General features: G+C 44.0%; 11 protein-coding genes. 4 read left to right on the top strand and 7 right to left on the bottom strand.

The features are described from left to right. Window positions 1-79: 79 nt before the first annotated feature. Together OL444_RS15305 and OL444_RS15300 are read left to right on the top strand one after the other, a co-directional pair. Entirely contained in the window at window positions 80-3,292 is a 3,213-nt protein-coding gene (locus tag OL444_RS15305; protein WP_264731981.1) for a TonB-dependent receptor, read from the top strand. Window positions 3,293-3,362: 70 nt separating this feature from the next. Further along, entirely contained in the window at window positions 3,363-4,433 is a 1,071-nt protein-coding gene (locus tag OL444_RS15300; protein ID WP_264731983.1) for a hypothetical protein, read from the top strand. Between the two features lie 144 nt (window positions 4,434-4,577). Here OL444_RS15300 and OL444_RS15295 read toward each other — a convergent pair whose 3' ends face one another. From OL444_RS15295 to OL444_RS15280, 4 genes are read right to left on the bottom strand one after another with little or no spacing between them, the layout of a single operon-like run. Continuing rightward, on the bottom strand, window positions 4,578-5,660 hold the full coding sequence (locus OL444_RS15295; RefSeq protein ID WP_264731985.1) for a hypothetical protein: 1,083 nt from the start codon (window positions 5,658-5,660) through the stop codon (window positions 4,578-4,580). Between the two features lie 47 nt (window positions 5,661-5,707). Next, the gene (locus tag OL444_RS15290) at window positions 5,708-6,229 is read right to left on the bottom strand and encodes a hypothetical protein (protein ID WP_264731987.1); all 522 of its coding nucleotides are present in this window, start codon (window positions 6,227-6,229) and stop codon (window positions 5,708-5,710) included. Between the two features lie 15 nt (window positions 6,230-6,244). Continuing rightward, a complete protein-coding gene (locus tag OL444_RS15285; protein ID WP_264731988.1) occupies window positions 6,245-7,309 on the bottom strand; it encodes an RHS repeat-associated core domain-containing protein in 1,065 nt (354 codons plus the stop codon). Window positions 7,310-7,332: 23 nt separating this feature from the next. Further along, window positions 7,333-8,700, bottom strand: coding sequence for a hypothetical protein (locus OL444_RS15280; protein ID WP_264731991.1), 1,368 nt, complete (start codon window positions 8,698-8,700; stop codon window positions 7,333-7,335). 546 nt (window positions 8,701-9,246) lie between these two features. Between OL444_RS15280 and OL444_RS15275 the strand changes: the two genes are divergently transcribed. Next, window positions 9,247-11,211, top strand: coding sequence for an amidohydrolase family protein (locus OL444_RS15275; RefSeq protein ID WP_264731993.1), 1,965 nt, complete (start codon window positions 9,247-9,249; stop codon window positions 11,209-11,211). A 10-nt stretch (window positions 11,212-11,221) separates the two neighbouring features. After that, complete coding sequence (locus tag OL444_RS15270) at window positions 11,222-12,052, top strand: outer membrane beta-barrel protein (protein ID WP_264731994.1); 831 nt, start codon at window positions 11,222-11,224, stop codon at window positions 12,050-12,052. Between the two features lie 25 nt (window positions 12,053-12,077). Here OL444_RS15270 and OL444_RS15265 read toward each other — a convergent pair whose 3' ends face one another. The 3 genes from OL444_RS15265 to mrdA form a co-directional block, all read right to left on the bottom strand. Continuing rightward, on the bottom strand, window positions 12,078-12,467 hold the full coding sequence (locus OL444_RS15265; RefSeq protein WP_264731996.1) for a RidA family protein: 390 nt from the start codon (window positions 12,465-12,467) through the stop codon (window positions 12,078-12,080). Between the two features lie 128 nt (window positions 12,468-12,595). Next, entirely contained in the window at window positions 12,596-13,165 is a 570-nt protein-coding gene (locus tag OL444_RS15260) for a Crp/Fnr family transcriptional regulator (protein ID WP_264731999.1), read from the bottom strand. 143 nt (window positions 13,166-13,308) lie between these two features. Continuing rightward, window positions 13,309-15,285: a penicillin-binding protein 2 gene (mrdA, locus tag OL444_RS15255; protein WP_264752022.1), complete on the bottom strand. Its 1,977-nt coding sequence runs from the start codon at window positions 15,283-15,285 to the stop codon at window positions 13,309-13,311. Window positions 15,286-16,034: the final 749 nt, after the last annotated feature.

The raw sequence follows: 16,034 nt of genomic DNA, 5'->3' as shown, positions 1-16,034 counted from the left end.
CGCCCATTGCGTCTGGGGAGACCTTTCATTGTCTACAATGAAACAGGGCATCTTTTTTCAAAAATAAACTAAAAACGGAATGAAATTTTTTTTATGTAAGGCCATCACACACTTACAACAACAATGGAGCAGGATGATCTGTCTGACGATCATCATCGGTATGGCTTTCCCGGTGCTGGCTCAGGAAGCAGCCCCCCGGCTGATTACCATCACTTTTCAGCAACAAAGTCTGACAGATTGCTTAGATAAGATCACAGCGCAGACCAACATCCGCTTTTACTACGAAGGACATGCACTGCAGCAGATTGCTAAAAAACATACGGCTGTCTACACCCGGCAACCGTTAGCTGCTATCCTGAAAACATTATTGGACGGCTCCGGTTTTTCCTGGCAGGAAGTGAATCAGCAGATCATTATCAAACAAGCTATCTCTTCCCCGCAAGAGAAAACACCCCCTAAAAAAGCAGCCGGAAAAATTACCGGAAAAATTACGGATGCGGAAAACGGGCAACCCGTTATTGGCGCTACCATCCGTATCAGCAACAAAGGCACCATCACCGGTATAGATGGAACATTCGATATGACTTTAGACCCAGGTAACTATACAGCCCTGGTAAGTTCCCTGGGATATGGCAGCAAGGAAGTAAATGACATTGCCATAAAAGACAACCAGCTTTTTATGCTCCCTATCAGCCTGAAAAGAAACAAAGGGCAACTGGCAGGCATCGTAGTAAAGGCTTCCGCCAGAAAAGAAAGCGTACAGTCGTTATTGCTCCGCCAAAAAAATGCAGCAGAAATGACCAACGGGATCAGCGCAGAACAAATAGGCCGTACTCCCGACAAGAACATCGGAGAAAGCCTCAAACGTATCAGCGGCGTAAGCTCCGTAGACAATAAATTTGTAGTGGTACGTGGTATTACCGACCGTTACAACGCCGCCGTGCTGGATGGCACGGCTTTACCCAGCACCGAAGCACAAAGCAGGAACTTCTCTTTTGATATGATTCCTTCCAACCTGGTAGATAACGTAGTCGTGAGTAAAACCGTCACACCGGATATGAATACCAGTTTTGGCGGCGGATTAATCCAGATCAATACGAAAGATATACCCGTTGAAAATTTTATGAGTCTGGGCATCGGCACCTCTTATAATGACCAGACTACCGGCAAACCATTCCTCAGCCACCAACGCGGTAAATATGATTACCTGGGATTTGATGACAGCAGACGGAGTGCACCGGATAATCTCCTGGTAACAAATCCCGTTATGACCGGCCCGGGCACCATCAGAGGCGATGAAAATCTTTCAAAGACCGAATTCCAGGAACGGATAAACGCACAAAGCCGCCGTTTTACGCACGATAACTATACGCTTTATCAGTATCCCGGCGCCCCCAGCCAAAACTATCAGTTCAGTCTGGGAAGACTAATCAGCCTGGATACCGCGAAAGGATATAAAATGGGTTTCACTGCAGCCCTGAGCTATCGCAACACACAAAGCAATACGGTTTTCAGTGATTATCACCGGGGGAAATGGGCCAATGAATATAATAATAACGGGAACGCCTATGGGTTTAATACCACCTGGGGGGCCTTGTTAAATATAGGTATACAGGTAGGCAAACACCGCTTTAGTGTGCGTAATACCTATACCCATATGTTTGATAATGACCTGGTGCGTACCTTAGGTTATGTGAATGACCAGCAGGATCAGATGGCGATCCGTCCGCCCAACATCCGGGAAAATGATAACCCGGTATTTACCAGTCTGCTGCAAAACAAACTCGCCGGACAACATCAGCTGGGCAACATTAAACTGGAATGGGATGTAGCGCGCACCAGCATCAAACGGGAAGAAAAAGCCATCGTTAATGCAGAACAGCTACCCCGCCTGATCGAAGGACAATACATCTACCTATATTATCCGGGCCACTATTCCGAACCCAGAGTACCTCCTTTGTCCAGCCAGTTTTACGAGAATCATGAAAGTCATTATACGTGGAGTATGGCGGGTACCCTGCCTTTTGAACTGGCAGGTACACGCAACACGATTAAAATAGGTTTCTACGGCAATCGCAAAAAAGGAGGTTTTGACTGGCAGATTCTCCCCTTTACCAATAGCTCCAGCCAGATGGACCCAGGGTTGGTATATCTGCCTGTAAAGGAGATGCAACGGCCCGAAAACATGCATATCAACGGGTATAGTTATCAAATGTGGTATAAAGACCGTTATGCAGGAGATAGCCGTAATGATGCTGTGTATTTTATGTTTGATAACCGGCTGGGAGAAAAACTACGGCTTGTATGGGGAGTACGCGGAGACTATTACAAATACACGGAAATCAACAACCCTATACTTCCTGGTACCATCAGTACGTTTACCCCTAAACCTGAACCTGAATGGAGATGGTTACCTGCTGCCAATTTAACCTACAGCATCACACCTGAAATAAATATACGCAGTTCCTGGTCTATTGCCGTAGTACGCCCGGAGCTGATGGACAACAGTAAATTCTACCGGTACAGTCCTTATCTGGATGGTACCATTGAAAACGGTGGTCTTAGCAGTACCCGTATCAGCAACTATGATGTACGTGCCGAATGGTTTTCTGCGCTGGGCGAAACCTTTTCCGTGAGTGGGTTTTACAAGTACTTTGATAAACCGATAGAACTGAGCCAGGCAGTCAACGCCAACATCTTTTACCAGATCGCCAATTCTGAATGGGCGAAAGTATACGGACTGGAAGTAGAATGGCGTAAAAATCTGCATTTTATTGGGGCCAAAGACTGGCTGAAATACTTCACCTTTTTTGGTAATGCTACTTTACAAAAGTCAGAAGTAGAGGCAAAATTCAATCCGATGGCAGCCGCAGATAAAGAGGTCATCTCCAGACTAAAACGCCCGATGTCGGGCCAGACACCCTACCTTATCAATGCAGGACTGCAATATCAGGCGGCTCGTTTGGGTTTCAATGCGGTATACAATAAAAGCGGCCGGAAAACCTATGTAGTAGCGTCGGAAGCCAGACTGATAGATTATGAAATGCCCAGAAGCCAGGTGGATGTACAGGTCAGCTACAAATGGTTCAACAACAAAATGCTGGTCAAATTAAATGCTGCCAACCTGTTTAATCAACCATCCGCATTTTATAAAAACCAGGCAGATGTACACGCCGTGAAAGAACCTGGATATCAGCCGGGCACCTCGGACAACTATGAAGCCGGTGAACAAAAAACGTTCTCCCGTTTTTATGGCCGTACCTACAGCATCCAGTTAAACTATAATTTTTAATGACATCCGTTACCAATAGCATGAGCCAGGTGGTCGTTCATGTATCTTTTCTACCAGCTAATATATAAAGATGAAAACAAACATACAATCCATTCTCCGCACCTGTTTCGGCCTTTGCTGGCTGTTCCTGTTCAGCTGTAAAAAAGGAGAGCTGGCAGTAGCCAATCCACCTAAAATAGTGAATCTGGTGGTGCAAGGATATGCCCTCACCGATACCCTGGAATTCCTGAAAGCAGGAAAAGTAATCGGCCAGACGGATAGAGAGCATAGTGATTTCGAGCGCAATGTTTTAGTGCAAGAGACAGGAGACACCTTATTGATCCGTAAAAAAGGTCAGTCGAAAATACTGGATACCCGGATCATTTCTCCCCTCTTGAACAAACAAGCCATTCGTTACTATTTTGATAGCGAAAAAATATATCCGGATTTTGTTACGTTACCCGTAAAAGGATTTGCCCAGGCTGATACCCTGGAATTTGTAGCAGCGGATAAAGTAATCGGACAAGGCATCGGCGCGGAATTCCCTTTACTGTACATCGGTTTGGACGCCACGCAAAAACAAGTGCTGCAGATTCGTAAAAAGGGCACCACCACTGCCTTAATCCATAAAGAAATCACAACAGATATGGCGGCATCTCCATTGGTATTTTACTATGACGGCGCCAAAATCTTCGATAAGATCACGGTCACTAAACCGGCCAATCCGGCCAACATGACCGTGATTGCCTCCTTTACCAATAAGGTAGGCGTTTACCAGGGGCCTATAGATCTGATCTTTTATAAAGGCAAGCTGCTCACCTCTCCCCATGCCAGCGAACCTACTACGATGAGATTTGAATTACCAGCAGATGGTTCTTTTAGTAAGATGATAGAATTGCCTGCACTGCCGCCTACCGAAACCTTCAACAAAAATGCCTACACATTCAGGATCGTCAAAAGGGGCACCTTAACAGATCTTCCCTATGATATGACTAATGAATATGGTCCTTCCAGACCGGAAAGCGGCTTCCTCGGCTTCTATATGACATTTAATCCAGGAGAGGCAGCCATTTTGGTCGTGACAGATCAAAAAATACCGGACGACTGGGATGGTACCATCATCCGCCCTCATATGGAGGACATCGGGCCTAACTTTAAATAATCCGCGCTGCAGCTATTGAAAATTTATCCCTGTAACACCTGCCACCTGCAACTTTGGGTGGCAGGTGTTAAAATTTTAGCGTAGCATCGTTGTTTTAAAAACCTTTACATGCAAGACCTGCAGGATATAAGAGGACATCGAAAGTTATTTCTTTTTGGCAGGTGTATTAGTTCCTTTGATGGTTGCATGTAGCTTTTTATTGCTGTATTTCTCTTTTTCTGTAACCAAACCTGCCAGCCATTGCAGGTACATTTTTTCCGGCATTTCCCGGTAGCCCAGTTCAAATAACTTTATGTATACCTGCTCCATTTCATGATAGGTATTTTTCGCAGCGTAATCCTTTGCTTTTTCCTGTTTTTCATATAGCCGTTTCAGTGTTTCTGCTTTTAGTAATAAGGCTTGCACATTAACCGGGTGATATGCCAGTACTACTTCACAGCACTTTAATATAAATCCATCATAATAGTCACGCGTTTGAAATTCATACCCTTTTGCCAGGTCTAGTATACATAAGGCAATCGCCTGCCGGTTGCTCAAGGTATCCATATAAATACCATTCTGAATAGCTTTTAACGGTATATAGCCAGATGCAGTAATCCAGGCATCTATCGGGAATTGACCGGAGGTTAGTTCCGTGTTGTACCAGCCTGTTTCCTTACATCTGTTTTTGATGTAAATGTGATTGGGAGCTAATGAAAGCCAGCAACTGGCTTTTAATTCATCCGCTAAAATCTTATATAAATAAGGAAAACTATGGCAATTCCCGCTTCTGGTAATCAAAAGCTTAGACACAAACATATTTGACCAATTATGTGATCCATTAAAATCACTAAAATCGTATATAAACGGCACAAAAGAATAAACGGAACTATCTTCATCTATCAATTTCACAGTATCTTTTAAAATTGAATATATTGAAAAATTCTTTTGAAGATTTAAGCTATCTGAAAAACGATATTCAGTAATTCTATTGGAATTAGTCCACAACAGACAGAGGGTTCTCAAATCATCTATTGGTCTATAAAATTTCTCACGATCTAGTTTATTATTAAAAAAAGTATTCTCAACGATATAAACAGCTTCCTTAAACAATCCGTCATTTTTTACGCTATAATTCAACTCTATAAATGCACTATCATAATTTTTACGAATTGTGTCAGATAGTATATTGGCGGTAACACTATTGAAATAAAAGAATAAAATAACTACAACTAGAACACGTATCATAAAACTTATACGTATTTAAAAATGAGAACAATTTAAATATCTGGGGGTTAACTCGTCCAACCGTATATTTCTTTTACTATTACCCAAGCATCTCCTTTCTTTTCAAGGATGTAGATAGAACCAAATCCTTTTACGAGAATCAGATAGATTATTGCTTTAGTATTGTTATGAAAAAAGACAGGAGCAGATGCCAGATAAAATGGTTTGTTATTATCAATAATTTTCGCACTTGACGCATCAAATTTTGCCAATGCTTGAAATATTGGAGGGGCTGGTATTAGCTTTAATGCTGCTAATGAATCAGCGCATAATTTAAATCCGCTGGTAGCTTTCACGTTTTTTTTAAATTCTTTTTGTTCTTCCTTTGTAAGAAGACCGATAAATTCTACGGATTTTTTTTTTGTTTGGATAGGGAATAGACTATCAACTATGGGGAAGTTTCCATTTATTTCTTGTGATGAAATCAGTGTCTTTATAATTTTATATGGATTACAATCCTGTGCTTTACCATTTAGGGTAAAAAATAAAACTGAGGCGACAAACACCGCTAATATTTTTACAACTTTCATGGTAATCGTTTTGCTTTAAAATACAGGTAATGCACTGGGGTTTTGAATTTTTGTTTTTTTAGTGTGATCCTCTCCTGTCCTTTGTATTGTACCTTGTCCCATGACTCGTAAGATAAGATTTTCCATTCGAATGGCATTTACATGATGTCCAGCAGTTTCTTCGCCACCTACTGCTGAATATCTGCCATGCCCGAAAACTTCATGCCCTGCAACACCTGGTCTTCCTACAGGATTACCACCCTTAGTATTAGTTGTTGAATTAAGATAGTCGCCCCCTGCTTCTTCGGGAGTAAGGCCTTCAATGATGATAGAATGTGTTCCCGACCTGGTATTTACTGTCGTAGCCCCCCATATACCAGCAATAAGCCCACCAGATAACCTACCTTCATTATTTTCCATTGTTTTCGTAAACGCCCCTCCTATTTTATCATTGAGTAAATCGGATGCTTCCTTTGATAGATTTCCGATCTTGCTCACATATTCTACTATATGCTCATCTTTTGAATTAATGGAATTAAATACCGTTTGAGCAAAAGCTTTTTGATCATCGTTCAGGCCGGCAGTTGCTTTAGCAAAAGCATCCTCATTTATCGATTGAAACGTTTTCCCTTTTATGCCAATTAAGGCTTTGAGCTGATCATAAGCCCTATCCTTTAACATTTGATTCAAATCATTTTGAAACTTCTTTGCATCCTCCTTTGTACTTCCAATAACCAGCCGACCATCGGGATCAAAATTTTTTATCGGATTATTTAAGGTAAAACTGTAAGGCGAATAAGAAAAATACAAATACACCAACGGATCAATACTATACCACCGGCTGGCTGCGGAGTTATCAGACACCTTACTAAAGGTACTATCCGCATTCAGCAACCTTACCACCTTTTTTTGGCGGATATTGAACAATACAGTGCCAATACGCTGCACTGTATCCATATCAAAAAATTCCACGTATTTACCCTTGGAAAGGGTTAATATCTTCGCTTTCCTGCCAATGGACTTAAAGGGGTTATAATCTTGTCCTGTTGCTGTCAGACATCCCATCAGCAAGATAAATATTAGTATTGGCTTAAACTCCATATCAAGGTAGGGGTTTAAAAAGATTAACGATTAGGGTGTCGTGCTTCCTTATTATTTTTAAGGCCTGTTATCTCCCGCTTCATTTTTTCCTTGAGTATCCTGTATTCCTGCTTTTTCTTTTCGGCTTCAATAGATTTCAACCATACCTGATAAGCTTCCCTGGGCATATCCTGATAGCCCAGGGCGTCCACTTTTTCAAAGGCCGCCTGCATGTCCAAATAGGCCTGATAGGCGATGGGATATTGAGGTAGTTTATCGGGAGGCGGATACCCCGCAGTAGCTATTTGCCGTATGGCTATCTCCCTTTTAATATTAGCCCCCACAATCAAAGCAGTCATATTACCAGGATGAATCCGTAAAACGCTTTCCCTGATATGTTCTGCATATACATCATGCCCAAATTTTGCCAGATACCCTAATAGTAAGTCCGCCAGACATTGCGCATACAATTGCCTTTGCGAAAGTGTATCCAGATAAGTTCTTTCCTTTAAGGCGTTTGCGTTAATAAAACCAGACTGATATAGCCATTGCGTAGAAACCAGGTGCCCGTTAGTAGTCTCAAAATTCATGAGATGCCCATTATGATCCGTAAATTGTATGAAGGAATGTTGCGGCGCCAGTGACAGCCATGCCTTCGCACCTAATTGTTCAGCGATCATCAGGTACAGCAAAGGCATAGAGTGACATTGCCCTTTACCTGTTCCCAATAGTTTTATCGTAAACATCCTGGTATAATCCTCTTCACCGCGGAAATCAATGTGGTCATACTGAAAGGGGGGAATAACCACATTTTTCCCGGTGGCAGGGTTATGGTAAATATTGGATTGTGAGAACAGTTTTTGAATGCCGTAATTTAGCGCTACCTGGTTCCGCACATCCAGGCCCTCCCGCTTCAATATTTGCTTTACATGTTCCACCCGGTATTTAAGGCCATTTAACAACGCTTCATAAGGTAGCCTATTATCCAGGAAAGCATTTTCAACCAGCAACACCGCGTTGGTAATGGAAAAACTATCCGGATTGAATTGATTCAGCTGATCAAATGCCTGTCTGTAAGCAGCAGTCTTGTTAAACCAGGCCTTTTGCTCCCAGTAGGCATTCGCTTCCATGATCTCGTATGCTACGGCTGCCTGCTGTGCTGTCTGTTGTGAAGCAGTGATTTGATGTGGTAGTATGTTATGAGGTGGCAGCATGCGCTGATGCTGTTCGTTCATACCATTATCAAAAGGATCGGAAACGATGTTATTGGGTAACCCCGGTTGGCCAGACGTTCGTTGATGAAAGAACTGATATTCTATGGATTTCTTATCCGATGATAATAATTGAGGCTGTGCAGTCAGTTGCCAACTGCATGATAGGAATAGTAGGAGGGAAATAACCAATGTTCTCATAAAAGAGCGGTAAATGGGGCAATAGTAATGTAGAGAAAAACAACACGTTACCAAAGATTCTTCTTACTCAATAACAGGCCATCCAGACATAATATTTAAATCATATATCTCAAATTGTTTGAGACAAAATATAAGGCAGACATAGTGCATTACTAATACAATCTTACCAGAAATCCTTAGGTCCAGGTTACTACTATGAATGCACCACCTTAACACAAGGAAAGCCATTCGATTTTTTAGTTAAAATAATATCAGTAGCTGTAAGTCAGTAGGAAAAATAGTTAGGTAGATGGGATACGAAAATAAGTTTTTTTGTTCTCAAAAAGAAAATAAGAATAGACTCCCCTTTACAAACGCCCCCTTCTCTCTTAAAACATTTTTGTTTTTCTGTTGTTTAAGGAGATAATAAAATGATATTCCGTCAATCAGATAGCCCAACAACGTTAGTAGTAACTACCTTGAATCACCGTGCAGCTGGCATTTTATCACCTACTAACGGACTCACAGCCCTGCCGGAATATATAATTCTCCTGTAAACCTGGCCAGATGCAGTTATTAACCAACATCTACAGATGCCTCACAGCAGGCACTTTATTATTGTTCAGTACTGCCGGGGCACAGCAACGGGATACTTCCAGATACCGGTCTTTCTCCGATTTCCATATTCATACCTCTTTCAAAAATTACTACCGCTTTGTAAAAGATCCGGACAGCACCATCTTACATGCCGGCAACGCTGCCTATCTCCATAAAAAATATGGTCATACTGACTGGATCGCACATACGAAAAAACCGAAAGACAAAAAGCATGGGAAAGAGTCTAACATGAGTAACTATGATCAGTGCAACTACGCCAACCTGCAGGGTTTGAGAGGGTCGGTGCTGTGTATGTCTATTACGCCACCTGAAAAGATCATGTTGTCATCGCCTGGGTCGCGGTGGATGAACCTCCATTTTGTGACACATATGTCCATGAAGCGGCAGGAAGTACTGGCCGCCGAAAACAACTCCTCTTTCAAGGAGTTTATGGGAGAATACTATTATGCCATTCATCAGGACTCGGTACACAACGGCACTAAAATACTGATTGCAAAAAACAATGCCGACCTGCGGCGCATTGTTGCGGAAGGCGGCATCGGCCTGGTGATCACCGCGGAAGGCGGACATGTACTTTTTGGTAACGAAGTACTGAGCCGGATAGACAGCATCAAAGACAAAGACTGCGGCGCCCCCTGTCGGGCTGAAATATTGGGCAATATCGAAAAAATGCGGCAACTGCCACATCGGGTATTCTTCATCACGGTTGCACATTTCGGCTGGAACAAAATGTTTGGTAACGCTAAAAGCCTGGATAAGCCCGGCCTGCGCCGGGGACTGCTCACCGCCGCCAGCTTGTCTGACGACTTCCGTAAAAACGTCTTTGCCAAATACGGCGAAGGTATCATCGGGCAGGTACAGGGCGAGCGTTACCGGGATAGCCTTGTAACAACAGGCGCCCGTAGTATGAAGATCCGTACTCCCTATACGCCCGATGAATACCGCACCGACATTGGCTATGCTGTGATGTGTAAACTGCTGGATGCCGAACATGACTATCAGCAACCTATCTACATCGATGTGAAACACATGGACCTGCGCGCCCGTTTTGAGTATTATGCATTCATCGATAGTGTCAATACCCTCCGCCGGGCAACAGGCAAACCGCTCATTCCCATCATCGCTTCTCATATAGGACTCAGCGGAAAACGCAGGCCCGTAGCGATGGCTACCGGCTTATATCCACTGCGTGACTCTTATGAGGAACTCATCTTTGGCCGCACCTTTTATAAAATACAGGCGAATGAAAGAGATCAATACTGGCGCTCGTATACCCAGGCCTTACGGCCGGAAGACCGGGCCCGGTACTTTGGTGATAATCCGGCTACCGTACCGGCTTCCTTCAACCCTTTCGATAACACCGCCAATTTCAATACCCTCGGCTGGTTTTATCCCTGGGGTATCAATTTCTGCGATGAAGAAATCCGGTATATCTACCAGAGCGATGGCATCGTAGGGCTGAACCTCGACCGGCGTATCCTGGGCTTCACTATGCCCAACTATACCTGGCGCTATAAACTGCACCTGAAAAGGATATTCAGGGATCTTGCCCTACGTCATCAGTTTAAATTATCCAATGGTCACAACATCACCTTTGAAGATTATTACCGCGCCGAACCACTGCTACGTAATATTTTTCATACCATCAGTGTTTGCGGCCGCCAGGATGCCAGTGCCTGGGACCATGTGGCCATCGGATCGGATTACGATGGATTCATACAACCGTTACAGTTAGCTCCCACCACCGAATCGATTCCGCTCTTTCATGAAAAGATGGTCGCATTTGTACAAATATTCACTGAAATACATAACCAGCAAAGACTGTTGTATGGCCTCTCTCCGGAGACGGTGATGCATAAATTCTTTTATACCAACGGACGGGATTTCATCTTCAAATATTTCCAGAAAAATTAAAGCTGCCCTTATGAAGATCAATAGTCTGACGATACACCTGGCCTGCCTCCTGCTGCTGTTCACCACTACCGCTGCAGCGCAAAGCACGGCTCCCTATCTCATTTTCAAAACCACCTATGGTTTTGCCGGCAATCCGCAAAAGATCAATGAGGCAGAAGTAACCGTCCAGGGAAAAGCCTATACCAAAGGTATTTATGGTTCTTATGGCAAGGGCGTAAATTTCCAGCTGGGCATCGGCAAGATGATCAACCCCAACTTTGGCTTTGAAGTGAATGTAGAATACCTGATGGGACAAAAGATGCGCGCCTACTACAATGGTACGGAAGATAGTATCAATGGCGATGTGACCGATTATGCCCGCAGTGTGCTTTTCAAGCCACTCATTGTCATTCGTAACAGTGGTGATCTGCTGTCTATCTATACCAAACTGGGACTGGCCATTGCCGTCAACACCCGGCGTCATGAGCATGTGAATGTGCAGTTCATCACAGATGCCCAGGGTATCCAGCTGGTGACCACGTCGCAGGAACAGGCAAAAGCCAAAGTAGGCTTTTCTGCCTGTTTTGGGCTGTCATTCCGTGTTGCGGAGGCCATATCCCTCTTTACAGAAATCAACGGCCAAATGCTTTCTTTATCCATAGACCGGGGGCATTATACGCAAAACACCATCAATGGCGTGGATCAGCTACCGCAGCTGACTACCAGTCAGAAATCATGGGTATACAGAAAGTCGGGGTTCTTTGATGCGCCCAACGATCCCAATCAACCGGAGCCACGGCTCTACAATCCCGCCAATGCATCCTACATAGGTATTGGCGTTGGTATACTTTATCATTTCTAAAGCCGTGTCTCTTCTTTTAAAGCAGTTACTTCACTACGGTAGCTTCCAGTTCAACCTTCAAGGTTTCAAAAAGGCTTTTCACCTCCAGCACCGTACTTGCCTGCCGGATACCATGCTGTGCAATCCAGTGCTGAAAGATATCAAAGCAGGAGAATAGCTCCGCCGTGGAGGTGGTATAAATATTCAACCGCACAATACCACTGCATGCATATCCTGCCTCTTGAATCACCTGTTCCAGGTTTTGCAGTGATAATATCAACTGGGCTTTCATATCGCCGGTACTGTTGGTACCATCCGCATGTATGGCTGCCTGCCCGGAACAATAAAGGGTACCTGTTATCGCCTTTACTTCCACCGCCTGCACATAACTGCGTTCATCCTGCCATTGCCAGGGATTGACTACTTTTTTTTCCATGGGTTTACGTTATTGCATTGTGCCTTACAGACACAATAGTCAGTAAAAAATTGTACCCGCCAAAGGTGCGTACAATACCCTTTTTTTTGTGTGACAAACATCACAATAACGAACGGATGGAAATAAAGCTAGGCAGAGCGCCAGATCCGGCTGAGGGTTTCGCGCGAAACACCGAGATAGGAAGCCAGTAAGGTTTTAGGTACACGTTGTAACAGGGCAGGATACCGCCTGAGCAGTTGTTCATAACGCTCACGGGCATTGGCAGTAAGAAAGGACAAAATACGTTGCTGCGATCCGATATGTCCTGCTGTAGATTTTTGCAGAAAAAAATGTTCCATCTTCCGGAGGCCTGCACATAGTTGCTGGTAGTGTTCCAGCGTGAGGCAATACACCTCCGTATCTTCCAGGCACTGCAATGACAGGGTTGCATGAGTGCCGGTGTAATAGGCCAGGAAATCACTCTCCCACCAGTCTTCCATCGCAAAGGAAACAATATGCTGCTTTCCCTGTTCATCGTGATGTACCAACATCAACAGCCCCGATACCACAAAATAAACATGTCGCACCCGTTCTCCCTGCTGAATCAGCCAGGCGCGCTTTTTATATACTTCGGTGGTGAAATGCGCACTTATAAATGCGAACTCTTCATCCGTCAGTGGTACTATCTTTTCTATATGTGCCCTGAGTTTTTCCTGCATATCAACCAGCGCCGGCAGCTCATACTTTTATCTGCGACGCTGCTACAAAGCTATTATATATTGTGCTATCATTCTTATGCGTCCCCTGCTAAAATAATACAGCCAGATAAATCAGCACTGCAGCACTGGCAGCATAAGCGCTTTCACCAGCCAAAATAAAGTTTAAGTATTTCCGCACTGGTCAGTTTGGCGACTGCTCCGTTTAAAGAATCCAGCACCGATTGCTTACGTACCACCGGATCAATGGTATTATAATCGAGCATCGTTCTCATGACTTCCCTCTTTTTGACGGAGATACTATCCTTCAGGTATTTCTCTATCATTAAACCTGCAATGGGCGCAGAGAAAGTACCACCATAACCCGAGTTTTCCACCAATACGGTAATGGCTATCCGGGGATTATCACGAGGGGCAAAAGCAACAAAAAAAGCATGGTTTTTCAACTTCGTCAGTTTTCCGTTTACCATGGCATTGTTTTCTGCCGTCCCTGTTTTACCACACACCATGACGCCTTCTACCTGTGCCCTGCGGCCGGTACCACTGGCCACCACATCCTGCATACCATAGATAACCGATTTGTAGGTGGTATCCGATACCCGTGCTACCACATGTTTTTCTTTGTATTTTTTCAAGAGGTCCGCTTCATCATTATCTATTCCGGATACAAAATGCGGCAGATAGTAATACCCGTGATTGGCAATGATACACATGGCATTGGACATCTGCAGTGGCGTAACAGACACCGCGCCTTGTCCCATACCCACAAATAATTCCGTACAGGAACTCCACTGCCCGCGATATCTTTTATTCATCCCGATGGTATCTATCACATAGCCCGGATATTCACCGGGAACATCAATCCCTAAACGATGGCCCAAACCAAAGGATGTCATGTAATCAAACCATCGCTGGTGGCCTTTGCGGGTATTACCCCATTTTTTTGCGTCCACCTCCATCCGATACAGGTTCACAAAGTAGGCGTTACAGGAATGAGAAATAGCCAGCCGCAGATTGGCGGCATGCCCCGGCTCACTATGCTCACATTTAATAGGTCGGTTACAAGCCACGTAAGCGCCGCGGCAGGGATATCCAAAGCTGGAAGTAATCAGCCCTTCATCCAGGGCTATCAGTGCGGTTAAAGGTTTCATGGACGATCCGGGCGGGTAGGTACCTTGTATCGCGCGGTTAAATAAAGGCTTGGTGGTATCTGTAAACAGTTTACTGAAATTACGCGCCCGGTAGCTACCGGTCAGCAGATTGGGGTTGAAAGTGGGGCTGCTCACCATCGCCAGTATACCACCCGTTTGCGGATCAATAGCCACAATGCTGCCTATTTTATTCCGCATCAACCGCTCTCCTAATTGTTGTAGCTCCACGTCCAATGATAACCGCAGGTTTTTACCGGCAATAGCAGCGGTATCGAATTCCCCGTTTTCGTAAGGTCCTTGCGGCCGGTTCAGGTTATCCTTCACCCGGTACCGGATACCCCGTTGCCCCATCAATACGGTTTCATACGTTTTTTCCAGGCCGGTCATTCCCAGGTAATCGCCCATCTGATAAGCGCTGAAACGGGGATTGGTCAGCATTTGCGGAGACACTTCGCTGATGTATCCCAATATATTGGCGCCTGCCGCATAGGGATAAAAGCGGATCTGTCGTAATACCAGTTCAAAACCCGGCTGGAACAGATACATGCTTTCTTCGAGCTTGCCGTATATCTGCTGCGACAGCAAAGGTGCAAATACCGACGACCGTACGCGTCCGTTTTTAATAATAGCCGTAAGTATCCGCTTTTTAAACTCCGCAGTATCTATCTGCAGCAATTCGCATAAATAAGTAGTATCAATATGTTTCACATTGGCCGGGGTGACCACCAGATCGTACATCGCATCATTCTCCAATATGCTTCGTCCCTTGCGGTCATAGATCAAACCACGACTGGGGTATACCACCTCACGTAATACGGCATTGGCATCCGCCAGTTTGGAATACTTTTTTTCTACTACCTGCATGAAGAATAGCCGGGTAATAAAAATCAACACAACTCCCAAAATGAGGAGTTGTATAATCCTTTTCCTGGAATGATTATAGATGTACATCTCTATAAGTAGATGAGTCATTCATAGGAATGACAAATGATGTTGTTATAACCCTTCATCTTCTTTGAAAAGAAAAAGCCTACTGTTTACAACGCCGGACTACCCTACTAAAATAACCAATATTGACGGAATACGAGCCTTACTCCGATTATGTATTTATCCATTTATCCAATGCGCTTTGTTATACTAATAAAGCGTGTCGCAGCAGGATTGCTGCTCAACCGATCATAAGGCTGCTTTACGGATAAAGCAGCCTTATACCATTAGTTAATATGGTGACATTGTTTGTAAACCAAACTGCAGGTACAACCTACTGTCCGGGTACATAAGGTACCATTCGTAACGTTGTTACATATCACATCCGGACATGGGTATGCCTTTCCTCCGCCTACAATACTTCTCAATACATCTCTTGTCAGCTTTTTGTTTAACGCCTGTACTTTTTTCAAGGTATAAAATTTAAAGGTTTAAAAAATACTGCTACAGCAGTGGTTATAATGAAGATGATTCACCTTATTTAAAAATGATAACCGACAACTGCTGTTTAAAAGCCAGGGTATCCGGCAGGTTGGATACCTGCATACATCATACCCGTGAAAGCGCCAGCTTCCCTCCTGTTAATTTAAGTGACCTGTGCTTGTACATGATGCATAAAATCGAATAGAGAAAAAGCATCTCCGATCCTATCAGGCTGTCACTTTTTATATATCCGGCATTCACCGGGGATTGCTGGTTGATGAGATGAATAGCTGTTAAAGCATTGTAATCAG

The organism is Chitinophaga nivalis (assembly GCF_025989125.1).
GTDB classification, from domain to species: domain Bacteria; phylum Bacteroidota; class Bacteroidia; order Chitinophagales; family Chitinophagaceae; genus Chitinophaga; species Chitinophaga nivalis.
The sequence above is the reverse complement of the archived record's forward strand: the minus strand, read 5'-3'. Positions and strand labels throughout refer to the sequence as shown.